General features: G+C 75.4%; 17 protein-coding genes. 4 read left to right on the top strand and 13 right to left on the bottom strand.

All coding sequences use genetic code 11. The features are described from left to right. Positions 1-128: 128 nt before the first annotated feature. A complete protein-coding gene (locus tag ACMXGY_RS08805) occupies positions 129-767 on the bottom strand; it encodes a response regulator transcription factor (protein WP_483776463.1) in 639 nt (212 codons plus the stop codon). Then, on the bottom strand, positions 764-2,041 hold the full coding sequence (locus ACMXGY_RS08800; RefSeq protein ID WP_483776462.1) for a sensor histidine kinase: 1,278 nt from the start codon (positions 2,039-2,041) through the stop codon (positions 764-766). The genes ACMXGY_RS08805 and ACMXGY_RS08800 overlap by 4 nt, the downstream gene beginning before the upstream one ends. 174 nt (positions 2,042-2,215) lie before the next feature. Between ACMXGY_RS08800 and ACMXGY_RS08795 the strand changes: the two genes are divergently transcribed. Both ACMXGY_RS08795 and ACMXGY_RS08790 read left to right on the top strand, forming a co-directional pair. Continuing rightward, positions 2,216-3,334 carry an ABC transporter permease gene (locus ACMXGY_RS08795; protein ID WP_483776461.1) on the top strand — a complete coding sequence of 373 codons (1,119 nt, stop codon included), beginning with the start codon at positions 2,216-2,218 and terminating at the stop codon, positions 3,332-3,334. Positions 3,335-3,435: 101 nt separating this feature from the next. Further along, complete coding sequence (locus tag ACMXGY_RS08790) at positions 3,436-4,179, top strand: ABC transporter ATP-binding protein (protein ID WP_483776460.1); 744 nt, start codon at positions 3,436-3,438, stop codon at positions 4,177-4,179. 15 nt (positions 4,180-4,194) lie between these two features. Here ACMXGY_RS08790 and ACMXGY_RS08785 read toward each other — a convergent pair whose 3' ends face one another. From ACMXGY_RS08785 to ACMXGY_RS08765, 5 genes are all read right to left on the bottom strand, one after another. Next, the gene (locus ACMXGY_RS08785) at positions 4,195-5,721 is read right to left on the bottom strand and encodes a DUF6297 family protein (RefSeq protein ID WP_483776459.1); all 1,527 of its coding nucleotides are present in this window, start codon (positions 5,719-5,721) and stop codon (positions 4,195-4,197) included. Then, complete coding sequence (locus ACMXGY_RS08780) at positions 5,722-6,414, bottom strand: ABC transporter ATP-binding protein (RefSeq protein ID WP_483776458.1); 693 nt, start codon at positions 6,412-6,414, stop codon at positions 5,722-5,724. A gap of 3 nt (positions 6,415-6,417) precedes the next feature. Then, the gene (locus ACMXGY_RS08775) at positions 6,418-7,449 is read right to left on the bottom strand and encodes a bifunctional riboflavin kinase/FAD synthetase (protein ID WP_483776457.1); all 1,032 of its coding nucleotides are present in this window, start codon (positions 7,447-7,449) and stop codon (positions 6,418-6,420) included. A gap of 135 nt (positions 7,450-7,584) precedes the next feature. Further along, positions 7,585-8,571 (bottom strand): tRNA pseudouridine(55) synthase TruB, encoded by a 987-nt coding sequence (gene truB / locus ACMXGY_RS08770; RefSeq protein ID WP_483776456.1) that lies wholly within the window; start codon positions 8,569-8,571, stop codon positions 7,585-7,587. Further along, complete coding sequence (locus ACMXGY_RS08765; protein ID WP_483776455.1) at positions 8,568-9,164, bottom strand: TetR/AcrR family transcriptional regulator; 597 nt, start codon at positions 9,162-9,164, stop codon at positions 8,568-8,570. The genes truB and ACMXGY_RS08765 overlap by 4 nt, the downstream gene beginning before the upstream one ends. A gap of 75 nt (positions 9,165-9,239) precedes the next feature. On the opposite strand from ACMXGY_RS08765, the gene ACMXGY_RS08760 reads away from it, so the two are divergent. Next, on the top strand, positions 9,240-10,712 hold the full coding sequence (locus tag ACMXGY_RS08760) for a DHA2 family efflux MFS transporter permease subunit (protein WP_483776454.1): 1,473 nt from the start codon (positions 9,240-9,242) through the stop codon (positions 10,710-10,712). A gap of 73 nt (positions 10,713-10,785) precedes the next feature. On the opposite strand, the gene rbfA is transcribed toward ACMXGY_RS08760, so the two are convergent. The 5 genes from rbfA to rimP all read right to left on the bottom strand — a co-directional run bounded on the left by rbfA (position 10,786) and on the right by rimP (position 16,648). Continuing rightward, a complete protein-coding gene (rbfA, locus tag ACMXGY_RS08755) occupies positions 10,786-11,256 on the bottom strand; it encodes a 30S ribosome-binding factor RbfA (RefSeq protein ID WP_483776453.1) in 471 nt (156 codons plus the stop codon). A gap of 294 nt (positions 11,257-11,550) precedes the next feature. Further along, a complete protein-coding gene (infB, locus tag ACMXGY_RS08750) occupies positions 11,551-14,424 on the bottom strand; it encodes a translation initiation factor IF-2 (RefSeq protein ID WP_483776452.1) in 2,874 nt (957 codons plus the stop codon). A gap of 161 nt (positions 14,425-14,585) precedes the next feature. Then, positions 14,586-14,897: a YlxR family protein gene (locus tag ACMXGY_RS08745; RefSeq protein WP_483776451.1), complete on the bottom strand. Its 312-nt coding sequence runs from the start codon at positions 14,895-14,897 to the stop codon at positions 14,586-14,588. Positions 14,898-14,990: 93 nt separating this feature from the next. Further along, the gene (gene nusA / locus ACMXGY_RS08740; protein WP_483776450.1) at positions 14,991-16,055 is read right to left on the bottom strand and encodes a transcription termination factor NusA; all 1,065 of its coding nucleotides are present in this window, start codon (positions 16,053-16,055) and stop codon (positions 14,991-14,993) included. Beyond that, on the bottom strand, positions 16,055-16,648 hold the full coding sequence (gene rimP / locus ACMXGY_RS08735) for a ribosome maturation factor RimP (RefSeq protein WP_483776449.1): 594 nt from the start codon (positions 16,646-16,648) through the stop codon (positions 16,055-16,057). Before rimP ends, nusA begins: the two co-directional genes overlap by 1 nt. Positions 16,649-16,796: 148 nt before the next feature. Here rimP and ACMXGY_RS08730 point away from each other — a divergent pair, with 148 nt between their 5' ends. Beyond that, a complete protein-coding gene (locus ACMXGY_RS08730) occupies positions 16,797-17,924 on the top strand; it encodes a DUF4439 domain-containing protein (RefSeq protein WP_483776448.1) in 1,128 nt (375 codons plus the stop codon). A gap of 28 nt (positions 17,925-17,952) precedes the next feature. Here ACMXGY_RS08730 and ACMXGY_RS08725 read toward each other — a convergent pair whose 3' ends face one another. Continuing rightward, positions 17,953-19,827 carry a proline--tRNA ligase gene (locus ACMXGY_RS08725; RefSeq protein ID WP_483776447.1) on the bottom strand — a complete coding sequence of 625 codons (1,875 nt, stop codon included), beginning with the start codon at positions 19,825-19,827 and terminating at the stop codon, positions 17,953-17,955. Positions 19,828-19,850: the final 23 nt, after the last annotated feature.

Here is a 19,850-nt window from a genome sequence, read left to right as displayed (position 1 = left end):
TCGGCGACGCGTGCGACCGGTCCCGGGCGGAACGCTCGGGGACCGTCGTGGCCGCGACGGCGCGTCGTCGACGACGGCGCGCCACACGCCAGGAGGGAGTCGTCGGCGGGGCACCCGTGACATCGTGCCTAGGCGCGCAGCAGGCCCCGTCGTCGGGCCTCGGCCACCGCCGCGGTACGCGACGACGCGCCGAGCTTGTCGTAGACGTGCACGAGGTGCGTCTTCACCGTCGCGCGGGAGAGGAAGAGCGCGCCGGCGATCTCGTCGTTGGTGCGGCCGTCGGCGACGAGGGCGAGCACCTCGAGCTCGCGCGCGGTGAGCACCGTGGCGGGGCTGCGCAGCCGCCCGAGCAGGCGGCGCTGCACCGCGGGGCCGAGCGCCACCTCGCCCGCGGCCGCCGCCCGCACCGCGGCCGTGAGCTCCTCGGTCGGTGCGTCCTTGAGCAGGTATCCGCGCGCACCCGCCTCGACCGCGGCGAGGATGTCGGCGTCCGCGTCGTAGGTCGTCACCACGAGCACGGCCGGGCCTCCGGCGGCGACGATCTCGCGCACCGCCGCTCCGCCGCCGAGCCTCCCGGGACCGAACTGCAGGTCGAGGAGGACGACGTCGGCTCGCAGCCCGGCGCGGAGCGCGTCGAGCAGCTCCTCGGCAGACCCGACCTCGGCGACGACGCGTACGTCCGGCTCGGCCTCGAGGACCGCACGCAGCCCCGCGCGCACGACCGGGTGGTCGTCGGCGAGCACGACGTCCACCTCGCGCACGCTCATGCGTCCTCCTCCGGCCCGTCCAGCGGAAGCCAGGCGGCCACGGCCGTCCCGGCCCCGGGAACCGACTCCACGGCCAGCGTGCCCCCGAGCTCCGCGAGGCGCGAGCGCATCGCCGGCAGGCCGAAGCCTGCGCCGTCGACGGCACCGCGGCCCCCGACGAGGGCGCGGACGTCGCCGGGGCGCCCGGTGCCGTCCGGCTCGAAGCCCCGGCCGTCGTCGACGACGTCGAGCGCGACCGCCTCTCCCCCGTGCGGGCCGCCGCCGAGGAAGCTCACGGTGACGGTCGCGACGGCGGCGCGCGCGTGCTGCCGGACGTTGCCGAGCGCCGACTGCGCGACACGCAGCAGGGCGGCCTCGACGTCGGTGGGCAGCGGGACGGCCTCTCCGCTCACGCGGACGTCCACGGACAGCCCGTCGCCCGAGGTGCGCGCCGCGACCCTCCGCAGGGCCTCGACGAGGTTCGATGCCGCGAGGTCGGCCGGAGCGAGCGCGCGCACGACACGCCGTGCCTCGGCGAGGTTGTACCGGGCGACCTCCCTGGACTCGTCGACGTAGCGACGCGCGGCCTCGGTGTCGCCCTCGGCGACGGCGCGGTCCGCCGCGCGCAGGAGCAGCTCGATGGACGAGAACCCCTGCGCGAGCGTGTCGTGGATCTCCCGGGCCAGACGCTCGCGCTCCGCCGCCACGGCACGTTCCCGTTCCGCGACCGCGAGCTCGTCGCGCGTGCGCGCCAGCTCGTCGGACGCCCGCCTGCGTGCCTGGGACTCCCGGACCACGGCCTCGAGCGCGAGCACGACGACCACCGCGACGGCGCCGCCGATCGCGGGACCGAGCACGTACGGGAGCGCGACGGCCGCGGTGTGCGCCCCCATGACCGTGACGACGAGGAGGACGAGGACCCCGACGACGAGCGGCCCGCGGCGTGGGCCGAGCACGTGCATCGCGACGAACATCAGGGGGAAGGCCACCCACACCGCGGTCCACGTGACGAGGCACAGCGCCACCCAGAGGACCACCAACCCGGTCACCCACGCTCCCGCGGGCCACCAGGCACCGCGCGGCGCGTCGACGTCCGTCGGGACCCGCACGCGCCGCCTGCCGAGCGCGTACAGCGCGAGGAGGGCGACGGCGAGCAGGGCCGCGGCGACGAGGCGCCACAGCGGCCCGACGACGAGGGGCACCACCACGACCACGAGCAGCCCCGCCAGCAGGACGTCCAGGCCTCTCCGCAGCCACCGCGTGGCTGGCACGGGGATCGGCTCGGCGGGGGTCACGCCGTCACCCTAGCCAGCGCCCGTCGTCCGGGCATCGTCCGAACGGTCGATCCCCGGCTCCACCCCGTGGCGCCGCAGGACCGTCCGCGACGGCGATCCGCCGCGTCGCAGAGCGAGGGACCGTGGACGGGACGCCGCGGCAGACCTGCCGCCACCCCTCGATCCGGAGGTCTCATGTTCGTCGCGCTGCGCGACCTGCGCCACGCCCGCGGGCGGTTCGCCCTCGTGACCGTGGTGGTCGTCCTCATCACGTTCCTCGTCAGCTTCCTCGCCGGCCTCACCGCCGGGCTCGCCCGCGCGAGCACGTCCGCCGTCACGGACCTTCCCGTCGACCGGATCGCCTTCGCGCCGCCCGCCGCGGGCGCCGCGCCGTCGTTCACCGAGTCGGAGGTCTCCGCGGAGCAGTGGGACGGGTGGGTGGCCGTCCCGGGGGTGGCGTCGGCGGAGCCGCTCGGCGTCGCGACCGTGCGCGCGAGCGCGGAGGGCGCCGAGGGCCGGGCTGCCACAGCCGTCACGGCGTTCGGCGTGCAACCAGGATCGGGCCTCGTGCCCGGCGTCGAGGACGGCGGTGTGGCACCCGGCGCCGTCGTGCTCTCGCGCGGCGCCGCCGAGGCGCTGGGGGCCGGTGTCGGCGACCGGCTCGCGGTGGGCCCGCTCGACCTCGGCGTGACCTCGGTCGCCGACGTCGACGCCGAGTACGCGCACACCCCGGTCGTGTGGGTCGCCCTCGACGACTGGCAGTCCGTCGGCGCGCGCGGCGTGCCGGGCGAGGACGCCGGCGCGACCGTCGTCGCGCTGCGCCTCGACGCCGACGCCGCGCCCACGCAGGAGGCGCTCGCCACCGTCGACGACCGGCTCGGCACGGTCTCGGTGACCCCGAGCGACGCACGCTCCGCGATCTCGTCGTTCGCGGCCGAGAACCTCTCGCTGACGATCATGCAGGCGTTCCTGCTCGCCATCTCCGCGCTCGTCGTCGGCGCGTTCTTCACCGTCTGGACGATCCAGCGCGCGGGGGACGTCGCGGTCCTGCGCGCGCTCGGCGCCTCCCGGCGCTACCTGCTGCGCGACGCGATCGGCCAGGCCGCCGTCGTGCTGGTCCTCGGCGTCGGGACCGGGACGGCGCTCGCGGCGGCGTCGGGGTCGCTCGCCGCCCGCGTCATGCCGGTCGTCGTCGACGCCTCGACGACCGTCGTCCCGGCTCTCGTGCTCGTCGTCCTCGGCGGTCTCGGAGCCGTGCTCGCCGTGACGCGCGTCGCGCGCGTCGATCCCCACGCCGCGCTCGCCGCGCGCTGAGCCGGACCGCCCCGCGCGCCCGGCCGCACCGGCAACCACACGACACCCCGTACCCGCACCCGCACCCGCACCCGCACCCGCACCCGCACCGAGGAGCTTCGATGGACCTCACGCTCGACCGCATCCGCCTCACCTACCCCGACGGCGACGGGGTGCTCGTCGCCGTCGACGACGTCTCGATCGTCGTCCCGGCGGGGACCACGACGGCCCTCCTCGGCCCGTCGGGCGCCGGGAAGTCGAGCGTGCTCGCAGTCGCCGCGACGCTCACCCGGCCGACCTCGGGCGTCGTCCGGATCGGTGCGGAGGTCGTCAACGCGCCCCTGCCCGCGAGGGACGGCGCCATCCCCCGGGTACGTGCCGGCCGGCGTGCGGTGCGGCGCGCCGCGGAGCGGGCCGCCCGGCTGCGGCGGGACCGCATCGGCATCGTGTTCCAGCAGCCGCAGCTCGTCCCGTCGCTCACGGTCCTGGAGCAGCTCGAGCTCATGACCCACGTCCGTGGCGGGTCGCCCTCGGCGCGACGCGAGCACGCGCTCGCGCTGCTCGACGCCGTGGGCGTCGCGGACCGTGCGCACCGCCGACCCGAGCACCTGTCCGGCGGTCAGCGGCAGCGCGTCGCGATCGCCCGGGCTCTCATGAACGACCCGCAGGTCCTGCTCGTCGACGAGCCGACGTCCGCGCTCGACCACGACCGCGGCGTCCAGGTGGTCGCACTCGTGGCGCGCCTCGCGCGCGAGCTCGGCGCTGCTGCGCTGCTCGTCACGCACGACGAGGCGACGCTCGACCCGGTGGACGCCCGGGTGCACCTGGTCGACGGGCGGGTCCGGGCGCCGTCGTCCGCGCGCTGACCCGCGCCGGGGGCGTCAGCGCGGTCCGCGCACGTGCGTCGCGACGGCGACCGCGACGACCGCCGTGAGCGCCTGGGCGCCGACGGCGACCCACCCCGCCGTGCCGAGGAGGAGCGCGACGCCCAGCGGGACGGCGCCGAGGACGGCGACGTCCGGTCCCTTGCGGAACACCGCCGCGGCGCCGGTCGGCAGACCGCCGGCCGGCGTGGCGAGGAGCGGACCGGCCCAGTTCGGCGGCTCACGGTAGGCCGAGCGGACCGCCGCGGCGCCCTGGACCGTGCCGGTGAGCACCGCGAGGGCGAGCCATCGCAGGTCGCCCGTCGCGGCGACGAGCGGGGCGAGCCCCACGGCGAGGCACGCGGCGGCCGTGACGGCGGGCACCGCGGTCCGGGCGAGCCGGGTCCAGCGCGCACCGAGCGGCAGCAGACCGTCCACGACCGGCGCCATCTCCGCCGTCCGAGCACCCTCCGCACCCAGGACGGCCGCGCCGAACCCTGCGGCGACGAGGACGACGAGGAGGCCGAACCCGGCTCCGAGCACGGGCACCTGCTGCGCGACGACGGTCAGGGCCGCGAGCCCGACGAGCTGCGCGAGGGCGGACGTGCTGCGCCGCAGGAGGGTGACGTCCGCGGCGACGATCGCAGCCACCGGGCCGCGGACCCCCGCGAACCCGGTCGGCCGTCGGACCCGCAACCGGGCGGCGGACGCTGCGCGCAGCGCGCGCCCGAGCTCGCGGGTGTCGAACGAGAACACCGCGCCGCCCACCTGGTCGGCCACGGCGCTCTGCGACCGCAGGACCTGCGCTCCGAGCCTCTCGAGCCGACGCCACCACCAGGTCACGAGGACGGCCGCGGCGGCGAGGACGACGAGCGCGACCGCCGGCGCGACGCCGAGCGCGCCCGCCCCGGCCCTGCCTGCGACGACGAGCACGACGCCGACCACGGGGACGCCGGCCACGACGACGTCGCTCGCTCGGGCGAGCAGCGCCGCGGTCCGGCCCTGCGCCTGGACGAGGCCGGCGACCGCCACGAGCAGCAGGCCGATCGCCCCGCCGGAGAGCGCGGCACCGGCCGCGTCGCCCGCGTCGACCCCGGAGGCGAACGACACCGCTCCGACCCCGACCGCGCCGACGACGCCACCGAGCAGCAGCGCGCGCACGAACGACGGCGCGACGAGGCCCCGGCGGTCGGCGGGCGTCGGGACCCACCACCGCACCCCCGCGCTGCCCGCCCCCACCGGACCCAGACGGACCGCCGTGCCCACGAGGAACGCGAGGAAGGCCGTCGCGCCGAGCGCCTGGACGGCCCCCGGCCCGAGGACGGCGTCGGTGGCGGTCGAGGCGGGTGCGGCGAGCGTCTCGCGGAGCATCGAGGCGATCCCGACGACCCAGACGACGGCAAGGGCGACGGACACGACGGCGTACGCGACGTCCACCACGACCTCGCCCGGGCCCGCGTCGGCACGCGACGCCGCGACGCGTGCGGTCAGCCGGCGCAGCTCCCGGCCCGTGAGCTGCTCGTCGGGGTCCGTCCGCAGCCGCACTCAGCGCACCGCCGCCAGGGCGTCCCGCGCCGCGGCGGGCTCGAGGGCGACGCACGCGTCGTCCGCCACGAGGAGCCCACGCGCCCCGGTGCGCGCGACGAGCTCGGGGTCGTGCGTCGCGAGGACGACGGCGACGCCGCTCGCCGCGTCGTCGACCAGCAGGCCGGCGAGACGCTCGCGCATCCCCGGGTCGAGGCGCTGCTCGGGCTCGTCCAGGACGAGCAGGTCGCGCGGCCGCACGAACCCCGAGGCGAGCAGGAACCGGCGGCGCTGCCCCGACGACAGGGCCGACGGCAGCGAGGCCGCCTGGGCCGTGATCCCGAACCGCTCGAGGAGCTCGTCCGCGACCTTCCCGGCGCCGGGGACGCCGTGCCCGCGCGCGACGAGGACCAGGTGCTCGCGCACGGTCAGGCCAGGGAAGTACGCGTCGTCGTCGAGCACGCCCGCCACCCGGGCGCGGAGCTCGCGCTCGCGCTCGTCGACCTCACGTCCGAAGGCCCGCACGGACCCACCGAGCGGCGGCTGGAGCCCGAGCAGGGTCCGCAGGAGCGTGGACTTGCCGCTGCCGTTGGCGCCGATGACCACGACGAGCTCACCGGGGAGCACCGTGAGGTCGACGGGCGCGCACACCGGCACGTCCGCGTAGCCGACGAGCAGCGAGCGCGCCTCGAGGACCGGCTCAGCAGCCGCCACGGCTCAGGCCCCCGGTGCGACGACGTGCGCGTCATCCGGACCGCCGAGGATCTCGCGGGCGCGCGCCACGTCGTCGTGCATCTGCGCGACCAGGGGCTCGATCCCGTCGAAGCGCAGCGTCGGGCGCAGCCGCTCGACGAGCTCGAGGACGACCTCCTCGTCGTAGAGGTCGAGGTCGGCGCGGTCCAGGACGTACGCCTCCACGCGGCGCTCCACCCCGTCGAACGTCGGGTTGGTGCCGATGGAGATCGCAGCCGGCAGGCGCACGTCCGGGTGACCGGGATCCGCGTCCCGCAGGTCCGGGCGCACCAACCACCCCGCGTACACGCCGTCCGCGGGGACCATCCCGGTGATGCCGCCGAGGTTCGCCGTGGGGAACCCGAGGTCGCGCCCCCGCGCGTCGCCGTGCACGACCGTGCCGCGCACGCGGTGGGCACGGCCGAGGATGCGCGCCGCCTCCCGCACGTCGCCGCTCCCGAGCAGGGCGCGCACCCCGGTGGACGACCAGCGGGCCTGGTGGTCGCCGGCGCCGGTCTCCTCGGTGACGGGCACGCCCTGGTGCTGGCCGACGTCGTCGATCGCGACGACCTCGAAGCCGTACCGGTCGCCGAGCTCGACCATCGTCGCGAGCGTGCCCGCGTTGTCGCGCCCGAAGCGCACGTCATGCCCCACGACGACCGTGCCCGCGCGCAGGCCGTCGACGAGGTAGGTCCGCACGAACTCCTCGGGGGTCTGCCGCGCGAAGTCGAGCGTGTACTCCACCAGGAGGACGGCGTCGAGTCTGGTGCCGGCGAGGAGCTCGACACGGTCGGCGATCCCGGTGAGGAGCTCGGGCGCGCTCTCCGGCCGGTGCACGTGGGCCGGGTGCGGGTGGAACGTCACCGCGACCGCCTGCGCCCCACGAGCCCGCGCGAGCTCGACGATCCGGCCCAGCACCTGCGCATGACCGCGGTGCACGCCGTCGAAGTTGCCGATCGTCACGACCGACGGGCCGAACCCCGGCGGGACCTGGCTCAGGTCCGTCCACAGGTGCACGCGAGAACTCCTCCGTGAAGGGGGTGGTGGGCGCCGCCGGCTGGGCGGCGCGCTGGACAAGCCTGCCACGACGCGCTCCCGACGCCGAACCGGGGCGAACCGGGGCGAGCCGCGGTCGGACGCGCGGCCGGGCCGTCAGGCCGGCGCGAGGACGAGGACCGGGCGCGCGAGGTCCTTGCCGCCGCGCCGCGTGTCCTCGACGAGGGCGACGAGCTCGCCGGTCGGGGCGAGCGCGGCCGTCGTTCCCGGGGCGCCGCTCGCGTCGACCCACTGGCCGTACGAGAGCGCCGTGGCCTCGGCGGTCGTGAGCTCGCGCACCGGGAACGTCGCCCGGGCCGCCTGCGCGAGCGGCAGGGTCGCGAGAGTCCCGTCACGGTCCGCCTGGGCCTCGAGCTCGTCGAGGGTCGACGCGACGTCGAGCCCGTAGCCACCGACGCGCGTACGCCGCAGCGCCGTCAGGTGGCCGCCGACACCCAGCGCCGCACCGAGGTCGCGCGCGAGCGCGCGCACGTACGTCCCGGACGACACGGTCACCGCGACGTCGAGGTCGAGGGCGGGCAGGACGTCGTCGGGCAGGCCGGCCGTCCCGGGGGCGACGGCTCGCACGTCGAGCACCTCGAACCGCGAGACGACGGCGGGTCGCGCGGCCAGCGCGACGTCCTCGCCCGCGCGGGCGAGCGCGTAGGCCCGCTTCCCGTCGACCTTGATCGCGCTCACCGTGCTCGGCACCTGGAGGATCTCCCCCGTCAGCCGGGCGACCTCCGCGCGCAGCGCGTCGCGGCCGACGCCGGACGCGTCCGCCCGGCTGACCGCCTCGCCCTCGGCGTCGTCGGTCGTCGTCGCGACGCCGAGGCGGATCGTCGCGTCGTAGTCCTTGTCGGCCCCGACGACGTACGTGAGGAGCTTCGTCGCCCGCCCGACGCCGAGCACGAGCACACCCGTCGCCAGGGGGTCGAGCGTCCCGGCGTGGCCCACCTTGCGCGTCCCCGCCAGCCGGCGCGTCCGGCCAACGACGTCGTGGCTCGTCCATCCGCCCGGCTTGTCGACAACGACCAGTCCGTCGGGCGCCGTCGGGCGCCGAGGCGTGGCGGGCCTGTCGGCCGCGGCGGCACGAGGGCTCATCGCGCGTCCCCCTCGTCGGTCGCGGCGGACGGGGCCTGCACCACGTTGCCCATCGTGCACTCCACGAGGAGTGCCACGGCCGGGTCCTCGTCCGCGTGGGCCGGCGCCTGGACGGCGAAGAGCGTGTTCAGGAGCATGCCCTGGGCGACGAAGTCCCGCGCCTCCTCGTCCGTCGCGCCCGTGCGCTGCCGGTACACGTCGAACGCCCGCCCGAGCACCTCGCGGGCCCGTGCGCCGAGGACCGGGTCCGAGCCGAGCACGAACCCGTGCATGAGGACGCGGAGCTGGTCCGGGTCGGCGATGAGGCGCGTGTAGGCGGCCGCCATCTCGGCCTTCGCGTCCGGGCCCGGGGGGACGGACTCCAGGAGCGCGACGATCTCACCGGCGATGCGCTCGAACGCCTCCCGGAAGAGCTCCTCCTTCGTCCCGAACAGGCGCACGACGTAGGGCTGGGAGACGCCCGCGGCCCGGGCGACCTGGTCCGTGCTGGTCCCCGCGTACCCGCCCTCGGCGAAGACGGCGGTGGCCGCGTCGAGGATCTGCTCACGGCGTTCGTCGCGGCTCAGCCGTCTGGCGGGGAGGTCGGAGTTCACGCTTGACAGGTTATCAGCCGATTACTAGCGTCGTTCAGGTAGTAATCAATCCATGCTTACTAGAGCGGAGCTGCCATGACCCTCTCCACCGCGACCGATCCGCCCGCCCCGGCGCCGCACGTCGCCGCCGCGCCGGGCGCGCCACCCGACCCGGGTCCCCCGGCCGGCCATCGCCCGATCCGGCGCACCCCCGTCGCCCTCGCGCTCGTCGCCGCGTCGCTGCCGATGTTCATGGCGACGCTCGACAACCTCGTCATGACCGGCGCCCTGCCGGTGATCTCCGCCGAGCTGAGCCCGACGGTCGAGCAGCTCCAGTGGTTCGTCAACGCGTACACGCTCGCGTTCGCGACCCTGATGCTCCCCGCCGCCGCCCTCGGGGACCGCTTCGGAAGGCGGCGCGTGTTCGTCGGCGGGGTCGCCCTCTTCACGCTCGCGTCGGTCGCGGCGGCGCTCGCCGGCACCCCCGAGACGCTCGTCGCGGCCCGCGCCGTGCAGGGCGCCGGCGCCGCGGCGATCTTCCCCCTCTCGCTCACGCTGCTCGTCGCCGCCGTGCCCGCCTCGCGCCGAGCACTCGCGATCGGGGTGTGGGGAGGCGTCTCGGGCCTCGGCATCGCGCTCGGACCGCTCGTCGGCGGTGCCGTCGTGGAAGGGCTGAGCTGGCAGGCCATCTTCTGGCTCAACGTCCCCGTCGCGCTCGTCGCCGTCCCTCTCGTCCTGCGCGCGCTGCGCGAGTCCTACGGTCGGCGCCAGCCGTTCGACGTGCCCGGGCTGGTGCTCGCCGCCGGTGGCGTCCTGCTCGGCGTGTGGGGCGTCGTCGACGCCGAGCGCCGCGGCTGGGGCTCCGTGGGCACCGTCGCGATGCTGACCGGCGCCGCTCTGCTCCTCGTGGCGTTCGTGTGGCACGAGTCGCGCGCACGGCACCCCCTCGTGCCCCTGCGGCTCTTCCGCTCGCGCAGCTTCAGCGCGGCCAACGCCGCGAGCCTCGCGTTCGCCGTGGGCATGTTCGGCGCCGTGTTCCTGCTGACGCAGTTCCTGCAGGTCGGCCAGGGCTACTCCCCGCTCGAGGCCGGGGTGCGGACGCTCCCCTGGACGGCAGCGCCCATGGTCGTCGCTCCGCTCGCGGGCGTGCTCGCGTCCCGCACGGGCGTGCGGCCGCTCGTCGTCACCGGCCTCGCCCTCCAGACGGCCGCGCTCGCGTGGATGGCGGTGCTCGTCGACGCCGACCCCGACGGGTACGCAGCGCTCGTGCCCGCGTTCGTCCTCGCCGGCGTGGGGATGGGCCTCACGTTCGCTCCCGTCGCCACCGCAGTCTTGTCCGGCGCGCCCGAGGCCGACCATGCGACGGCCAGCGGCGTCAACGCGACGGTCCGCGAGATCGGCGTGGCGCTCGGCGTCGCGGTCCTCACCGCGGTCTTCCTCGCCGCGGGCGGCGCGCTGACCCCCGACGACTTCGCGACCGGGCTCGTGCCGGCCCTCGCGGTCGGCGCGTCCGTGCTCGGGCTCGCGACCTTCTCCGCCCTGTTCCTCCCACGCGGTTCCGGCCGCTGAGACCACGGCCTTGCACGACGACGGCCGGCGCCGGACGCGTGGAGCGTCCGGCGCCGGCCGTCGTGGTGAGCCGTCAGGCGCGCGCGGTCTCCGCGGCGCCGTCGTCGTCCCCGGCGTCCTCGCCGTCGTCCGCCGTGCGGTACGGGTCGGCGTCGCCGGCGTAGGCCTTGCCCTCGCGCAGCGCGGCGAGCTCGGCGTCCCGGCGCTGCGCCTCGAGGAGCGCGGCGTCGAGGTGCGCGGCGGTCTCGGGGACCGAGTCGAGGTGGAACTCGATGGTGGGCGTGAGCCGGATGCCCGTCTGCTTGCCCACCTCGGACCGGATGACGCCCTTGGCGCTCTCGAGCGCCGCAGCGGTCCCGGCCCGCTCCTCGTCCGTCCCGTACACCGTGTAGAACACGGACGCGTTCTGCAGGTCACCGGTCACGCGCACGTCCGTCACCGTGACGAACCCGAGACGAGGGTCCTTGATCCGCGTGTCGAGCATCTGCGCGACGATGACCTTGATCCGGTCGGCGAGCTTCCTCGCCCGAGGGTGATCGACCATGGCTTCTTCCTTTCGTGCCGGACGTACCGGCTTCGCTCCCCGACGACCGTACGCCGGACGGCGACCTCCGCCGAGCGGGGCGCCCGGAGAGGGCGACCCCAGGCAGGCCGCAGGCGAGATGGCAAGGGCGTGCCGCCGCGAGGGTGGCGGCGGGTCGTGGTGGGTCTGGCGGGAGCCGCGAGGAACGAGCGGCGGATGGTGACCCGCCGCCGCCCTCGCGGGGGTGCGCCCGTGGTGACTCCCCGAGACGACGACCGGGGGCGAGCCGACAGGCCCGCCCCCGGTCACGTCACGTCAGGAACGCGGCTTCTCCCGCATCTCGAACGTCTCGATCGTGTCGCCGATCTCGAGGTCGTTGAACGACCCCAGACCGATGCCGCACTCGAAGCCCTCGCGGACCTCGGTGGCGTCGTCCTTGAACCGCTTGAGCGACTCGACCGTGAGGTTGTCCCCCACGACCTTGCCGTTGCGCAGGACGCGTGCCTTGGCGTTGCGACGGATCTCGCCCGAGCGGACGATCGAACCGGCGATGTTGCCGAACTTCGAGGACCGGAAGATCTCGCGGATCTCCGCGGTGCCCAGCTGGGCCTCTTCGAACTCGGGCTTGAGCATGCCCTTGAGCGCGGCCTCCACGTCCTCGATCGCCTGGTAGATGATCGAGTAGAAGCGGACGTCCACACCCTCGCGCTCCGCGAGGTCCTCGACGCGCTCGCCGTACTTCACGTTGAAGCCGATGATGATCGCGTTGTCGACCGTCGCGAGGTTGACGTCGTTCTGCGTGATCGCACCCACACCGCGGTGGATGACGCGCAGCTCGACCTCGTCGCCCACGTCGATCTTGAGCAGCGCGTCCTCGAGGGCCTCGACGGCACCGGACACGTCGCCCTTGAGGACGAGGTTGAGCGTCTCGACCTTGCCCTGCTGGAGCGCCTGCGTGAAGTCCTCGAGGCTGATGCGCTTGCGGCGCTTGGCCAGGAGGGCTGCGCGCTCGGCGGCCTCGCGCTTCTCGGCGATCTGACGGGCGGTGCGCTCGTCGGGTGCCACGAGGAACGTGTCGCCTGCGCTCGGCACCGACGCGAGACCCAGGACGAGGACCGGGCGAGCCGGGCCCGCCTCGGTCACGGCGGCGCCGTGCTCGTCGAACATCGCGCGGACGCGGCCGTGGGCCGTGCCGGCGACGATCGCGTCACCGACGCGCAGCGTGCCGGACTGGACGAGGACGGTCGCGACGGCGCCGCGGCCCTTGTCCAGGTTGGCCTCGATGGCGACACCACGGGCGTCCTTGTCGGGGTTGGCCCGCAGGTCGAGCGAGGCGTCCGCCGTGAGGAGGACGGCCTCGAGCAGGTCGTCGATGCCCATGTTCTGCTTCGCGGACACGTCCACGAACATGGTGTCGCCGCCGTACTCCTCGGCCACGAGGTTGTACTCCGTGAGCTGCTGGCGGATCTTGGCGGGGTTGGCCCCCTCCTTGTCCACCTTGTTCACCGCGACCACGATCGGCACGTTGGCCGCCTGGGCGTGGTTGAGCGCCTCGATGGTCTGCGGCATGACGCCGTCGTCGGCGGCCACGACGAGGATCGCGATGTCCGTCACCTGGGCACCACGGGCACGCATGGCGGTGAACGCCTCGTGACCCGGGGTGTCGATGAAGGTGATGGCGCGGTCGTTGCCCTCGTGCTCGTGGCGCACCTGGTAGGCACCGATGTGCTGGGTGATGCCGCCGGCCTCGCCCGCGACGACGTCCGTCTGGCGGATGGCGTCGAGCAGCTTGGTCTTTCCGTGGTCGACGTGACCCATGACGGTGACGACCGGCGGACGGGCCTGCAGCTCGTCGTCGCCCTCGCCCTCGAGCTCGGCGTCCAGGTCGATGTCGAAGGACCCGAGCAGCTCGCGGTCCTCCTCCTCGGCCGAGACCATCTCGATGACGTAGCCGAGCTCCGACGCGAGCGTGCCGAACGTGTCCTCGTCGAGGGACTGCGTCGCGGTCGCCATCTCACCGAGGTGGAAGAGCACCGTGACGAGGCTCGCGGGGTTCGCGTCGATCTTGTCGGCGAAGTCGTTCAGGGACGAGCCGTGACGCAGCCGCACGACGGTCGAGCCGTTCCCGCGGGGAACCTGCACGCCGCCGAGCGACGGCGCCTGCATCTGCTCGAACTCCTGGCGCTTCGCGCGCTTCGACTTGCGCCCCCGGACGGGACGGCCGCCGGCGCGCCCGAAGGCGCCCTGCGTCGAACCACGACCGGCACCACCACGACCGCCGCCACCAGGGCGACCGGCGAAGCCGCCGCCACCACCGGGTGCACCGCCGCCGCCACCGGGGCGACCGGCGAACCCGCCGCCACCACCGCGACCACCGCCGCCACCGGGACGACCACCGCCCGGGGCGGGACGCTCACCGGGACGACCGATCGAGGTGCGGCCGGGCATCATGCCCGGGTTGGGACGAGGCCCGCCCGGACGCGGTGCCGGACGCGGCCCGCCGGGACGGGGGCCGCCCGGGCGCTCGCCCGACGCCGCCGCGGGGGCGCCGTCGGTGCGCTCGGGACGCGAGCCCGGCCGGGGCATGCCCTGGCTCGGGGCGAACGGGTTGTTGCCGGGGCGCGGGGCGCCGGGGCGAGGACCGCCCTGGCGCGGCATGCCCTGGCTCGGGGCGAACGGGTTGTTTCCCGGACGCGACGCGCCGGGACGAGCGCCCTGGCCACCGGGCCGGGGCGCGGGCGCGTTGGTGCCGCCGCTCGGCTTGGGCGAGGCGGTCGGCTTCTGCGCGGGTGCCGGCGAGGGCGCGGGGGCCTTCGGTGCCGGTGCCTTCGGCGCAGGTGCGGCCGCCTTCGGTGCGGGCGCGGCTGCCTTCGGCTCGGCCGCGGGAGCGGCCGGCTGCGGTGCGGACGGCGCAGCCTCGGCCGCCGGGGCGGCCGCGGCCTCCGGCGCGGTGGCCGGCTTGGGTGCCGGCTTCGGTGCTGCCGGACGCGCGGCGCTCGGCGCCGCGGCGGGCTTGCTCGCGCCGCCGCCCCCGGCGGGGAAGGCGTCGCGCAGCTTGCGGACCACCGGTGGCTCGATGGTCGAGGATGCCGAGCGGACGAACTCACCGAGCTCCGTCAGCTTGGTCATGATGGTCTTGCTCTCCACCCCGAGCTCCTTCGCGAGCTCGTAGACGCGGACCTTTGCCACAACTCTCCTGTCTCGGCCCGCCCCGGACAGGGAGGACCGTCGTTAGTGCTGGGTGCTCATCGCTGGGTACTCATCGGGTGCCCATCGGCTTCTAACCCGCTTCCTTGTCGACGTGTCGTGCTGGTGCGACTCCGTGCGGGCACGGGGTCGTCATGCGTGGCTCATGCGTGCGGTTCCTGCCGGGCCTCGATCGCGGCGCGGACCTCGGCGAGGTCGAACGGGCCTGCGACGTGCAGTGCCCGCGGTATCGACCGCCGACGTTCCGCCGCCTCGAGACACCGCGGTGCCGCGTGGAGCCAGGCGCCACGGCCCGGCAGCGACCGCCCGACGTCGAGCACGAGCCGGGGCTCGTCGGTGCTCGTGCCGGACCGGTCGACGACCAGACGGAGGAGGACGGACCTGAGGTCGCGCTCCCGGCACCCGACGCACGTGCGGACCGGACCCGCTTCCGAGGGATCGGGGCGGGTCGTCATGTCCGGGGGCATGGTCGAGACGCGGGCTCGCGGCCCAGTCGGGGACAGTCTACCGTGCTGGCCCGTCGTGCGTGACCGTCCCACGCGCCGACCTCAGCTCTCGGCAGGACGCCGACCTGCCGACGCGCCGTCGTCCTCGGGGCGAGGGGCGGGCTCCCCGCCCTCGTCCGAGCGGATGTCGATGCGCCAGCCCGTGAGCTTGGCGGCGAGGCGGGCGTTCTGCCCCTCCTTGCCGATGGCGAGCGACAGCTGGAAGTCGGGGACCACGACGCGCGCGGCGCGCGCGTCCGGGTCCACGATCGTGACGGACGACACCCGGGCCGGCGAGAGGGCGTTGGCCACGAGCCGGGCGGGGTCGTCGCTGTGGTCGACGATGTCGATCTTCTCCCCGTGCAGCTCGGCCATCACGGCGCGCACGCGCGATCCCATCGGGCCGATGCACGCACCCTTCGCGCCGAGCCCCGGGACGGTCGACCGGACCGCGACCTTCGTGCGGTGCCCCGCCTCGCGGGCGATGGCGGTGATCTCCACGGAACCGTCCGCGACCTCCGGGACCTCGAGCTCGAAGAGCTTGCGCACGAGGTTCGGGTGCGTCCGGCTCAACGTGATCTGGGCGCCCTTCATTCCCCGGGCGACCTCGAGCACGTAGGCGCGCAGCCGCTCGCCGTGGACGTACTCCTCGGTGGGAACCTGCTCGTGCGGCGGGAGCACGGCCTCGGTGCCGCCGACGTCCACGAGCACGACGCGTGGGTCGCGGCCCTGCTGGATGACCCCCGCGAGGACCTCGCCCTCCTTGCCGCGGAACGTGCCGAGGATCTGGTCGTCCTCGGCGTCGCGCAGGCGCTGGACGATGACCTGACGCGCGGTCGAGGTCGCGATGCGTCCGAAGTCCGCGGGCGTGTGGTCGAACTCCGGGCCGTGCTCGACGGGTCCGCGCGGGGCGTCCTCGTCGTCGGTCTCCGGTGCCGGCAGCTCCTCGCGCGCCCAGACGGTGACGTGCCCCGTCTTGCGGTCGAGCTCGACGCGCGCCTTCGTGTACGCGTCGGGGGTGCGGTGGTAGGCGGAGAGCAGCGCCTGCTCGATCGCGGCGACGAGGACGTCGAGGCTGATGTCCTTCTCGCGCTCCAGCAGCCGCAGCGCGCTCATGTCGACGTCCATCAGTCCTCCTCGTCGTGGGCGGCCGTGCCGCCGGTCTGGTCGTCGGTCGAACCCGCGTCGTCGAGCTCCGGCAGGTCGGCCTCGAGGGCGCGCTTCAGCTCGACCTGCACCTGACCGCGCACCACGTCGGCGAGGGGCACGCTGCGCTCCTGCGTCGCGCCACGCGGCCCCTGCACGTCCAGGTGGAGCGCGTCGTCGACGGCGCGCAGGCGCCCCTCGACGGTCCCGCCGTCGGCGAGCACGAGGCGCACGACACGGCCGCGGGCGCGCTTGAAGTGGCGCGGCTCGGTGAGCGGACGGTCGGTACCCGGCGTCGAGACCTCGAGGGTGTAGGCGCCGTGCAGGGCGTCCACCGCGTCCAGCGCCGTCGACACCGACCGCGAGGCCTCGGCCACCGTGTCGAGGTCGAGGCTGCCCTCCGCGTCCTCCGGGAGGTCGAGCACGACCCGCACGACCGAGCGCGCACCCGCGCGCGACACCGTGACGTCCTCGAGGTACAAGCCGGCGTCCCGGACGACGGGCTCGATGCCCTGCCGGACGCTCTCCTGGAGCGCCCCCGTGCCGCCGGACTGACCGCCTGTCTGCCCTGCCATGACTCAGCTCCTGTCCGCATCCCACGCCGGGTACGGAGACGACCGGTGTGTTGTTGTGCTGGTGGACCCGACGATCTGGCCGTCGGGACGTTCGACCGAGGACCAGCCTAACGACTCGGGCGCCCCGGACGTGACATCATCGCCCCCGATGACTCCCCACGCGACCGCGCCGGCCACCGCGGCCCCCGGCTCAGCGCGCGCACGCACGGTCCCGCACCGTGCGCGCGCGGTGGTCGCCGTGCTCGCTGCGTGCGCCGTCGCCGCGGGGTGCGGGGTGCGCCTCGAGACGCCGCCACCCACAGAACCGTCGCCCGACACGGTCGAGATCCTGCGGTCGCGCGCCGTGGACGACGCGCTCCAGGTCGCCGACCTCGTGGCGGAGGTCACTCCGACGGTCACCGACCTGGCTACGCTCGCGGTCCTCGACGAGGCGGGTGCGTTCGCCGTCCGCCACGTGGAGGAGCTCGGCGGCGTCTACGACTCCGGGCTCCCGGACCCGGCCACCCCGGCTCCCGACGTGACGGTCACCACGCAGCCGCCCGGTGAGGGAGCCGTCACGGAGGACGCCGCAGGTGACGCGGGCGAGACCGGCGACGGCGACCCGACGCCGACCACCGGCGCGGACGACCCGCTCGACGACCCGTCGGCACCTGCGACGACCGAGGACGTGGTCGCGGCGCTCGTCGCCGCCTCGCAGCGCACGAGCGCCTCGGCCGACGTCTCCCCCGACGCGCCCCTGGCCCGGCTCCTCGCCTCCGTCGCCGTCTCCGAGAACCTCTCGGCGCAGCGCCTCGCGGCAGCCACCGGCTCGGCCGCAGCCGCCGGTCTCACGACGACGGCGTCCCCGGTCGAGCAGGCACCGTCCGGCGTCGGCGCGGCCGACCTCGCGACGCTCGTGGAGGCCGAGGATGCGGCGGGCTACGCGTACGAGGTCGGTGCGGCGCGGTCCGAGGGCGACGTCCGCACGGCGGCCGTCGCGCGCGCCGCGCAGCACCGCGACCGCGCGCAGGCGTGGGCGCTCGCCGCCGGGACGGACGGCACGGACCAGGACCCGCGCCGCGCGGCGTACGTCCTGCCCGACGACGCGGACGTGCCGACGCTCGCGCGTCGCCTCGAGTCCGAGCTCGCCCGGTCGTACGCGAGCCTGGTCGCGACCGCCGCCCCGTCGTCGCGCGCGCCGGCGATCGCCCACCTCACGGACTCGTGGGCGAGCGCCGTCGCGTGGGGCGAGCCGCCCGTCGCCTTCCCCGGGCTGCCGGAGCAGGCCGCCGGCTGAGGCGGCCCGCTCCGCAGGTCCCGCGCCCTCAGCCCAGCAGGTCGGCGACCCGGGCTGCGACCTGCTCGACGGCGTCCGCCACGGCGACCTGGACCGCCTCGCCGGTGCGCGGGCGCACCTCGACGACGCCGTCGGCGAGACCGCGGCCAACGACGAGCAGCAGCGGCACCCCTAGCAGCTCGGCGTCCTTGAACTTCACGCCGGGCGACACCTTGGGACGGTCGTCGTAGATCACCTCGACGCCCCGGGCGGTCAGCTCGGTCGCGAGACGCTCCGCCTCCTCGAACACCGCCGCGTCCTTGCCCGTCGCGACGACGTGCACGTGCGCGGGCGCGACGTGCGCCGGCCATGCGAGGCCGGCGTCGTCGTGGTTCGCCTCCGCGAGCGCCGCGAGCACGCGCGTGACGCCGATGCCGTACGAGCCCATCGTCACGACGACCTGCTTGCCGTTCTCGTCGAGCACGGTGAGGCCCAGGGCCTGCGCGTACTTGCGGCCGAGGGCGAAGATGTGGCCGATCTCGATGCCGCGCGCGAGCTCGAGCGGGCCGGAGCCGTCGGGCGCGGGGTCGCCCGCGCGCACCTCGGCGGCCTCGACCGTCCCGTCCGCCGAGAAGTCGCGCTCGGCGACGAGGTCGAACACGTGCTTGCCCTGCTCGTTCGCGCCCGTGATCCAGCGCGTGCCGGCGACGACGCGCGGGTCGAGCAGGTAGCGCACCGAGTGCCGCTCGGGCTCGGCCGCGTCCTCCGCGGCCGGGTCGACCGGTGCCTCCCGACGCGCGTTCGGTCCGAGGACCTGGGGGCCGATGTACCCCTTGACGAGCTCGGGGTGCGCCGCGATGTCGGCCTCGGTCGCGGGCTCGACCTCGGCAGGCTCGAAGGCAGCGCCGACGCGCTTGAGGTCGACCTCGCGGTCGCCCGGCAGCCCGACGACGACGACCTCGCGCCGCCCGTCCGGGTGCGTCAGGGCGAGCACGACGTTCTTCAGCGTGTCCGCCGCCGTCCACGACCGGTCGGGCCGCGGGAAGCGCGCGTTCGCGACGTCCACGAGGGTCGCGATCGTCGGGGTGTCGGGGGTGTCCTCGACGTGCGCGGCCGGGGCGTCGGCGTAGTCCAGCGCCTCCGGGACCGGCGTGACGACCGCCTCGACGTTCGCCGCGTACCCGCCGGGCGAGCGCACGAAGGTGTCCTCGCCGATAGCCGTCGGGGTGAGGAACTCCTCCGACCGCGACCCGCCCATCGCACCCGACGTCGCGGCGACGACGACGTACTCGAGCCCGAGCCGGTCGAAGATGCGCTGGTAGGCCGCGCGCTGCGCCTCGTACGAGCGCGCGAGACCCTCGTCCGTCGTGTCGAAGGAGTAGGCGTCCTTCATGACGAACTCGCGACCGCGGATGAGCCCGGCGCGCGGGCGCGCCTCGTCGCGGTACTTCGTCTGGATCTGGTAGATCGTCAGCGGCAGGTCCTTGTACGACGAGTACAGGTCCTTGACGAGGAGGGTGAACATCTCCTCGTGCGTCGGCGCGAGGAGGTAGTCGCCGTCCTTGCGGTCCTTGAGCCGGAAGATGTTGGGGCCGTACTCCGTCCAGCGGCCCGTCGCCTCGTACGGCTCCTTGGGCAGCAGCGCCGGGAAGTGCACCTCCTGCGCGCCCGCGGAGGCCATCTCCTCACGGACCACGGCCTCGACCTTGCGCAGCACGCGCAGGCCGAGCGGGAGCCACGTGTAGATGCCGGGCGCCGCGCGGCGGATGTACCCGGCCCGCACGAGGAGCCGGTGGCTCGCGACCTCGGCGTCGGCCGGGTCCTCGCGCAGCGTCCGGACGAACAGGGTGGACAGGCGCAGGAGGTCGGCGCCCCGGACGCGGGCAGAGCCCGCGGCGCGCGCGCCGGACGTGACGGAAGACATGCGGCACACCTTACCGGCGGGGA

It is taken from the genome of Cellulosimicrobium sp. G4 BAM 1002 (genome assembly GCF_057126935.1).
Note: the sequence above shows the minus strand (reverse complement) of the source record. Positions and strands in the feature narration are given on the sequence as shown.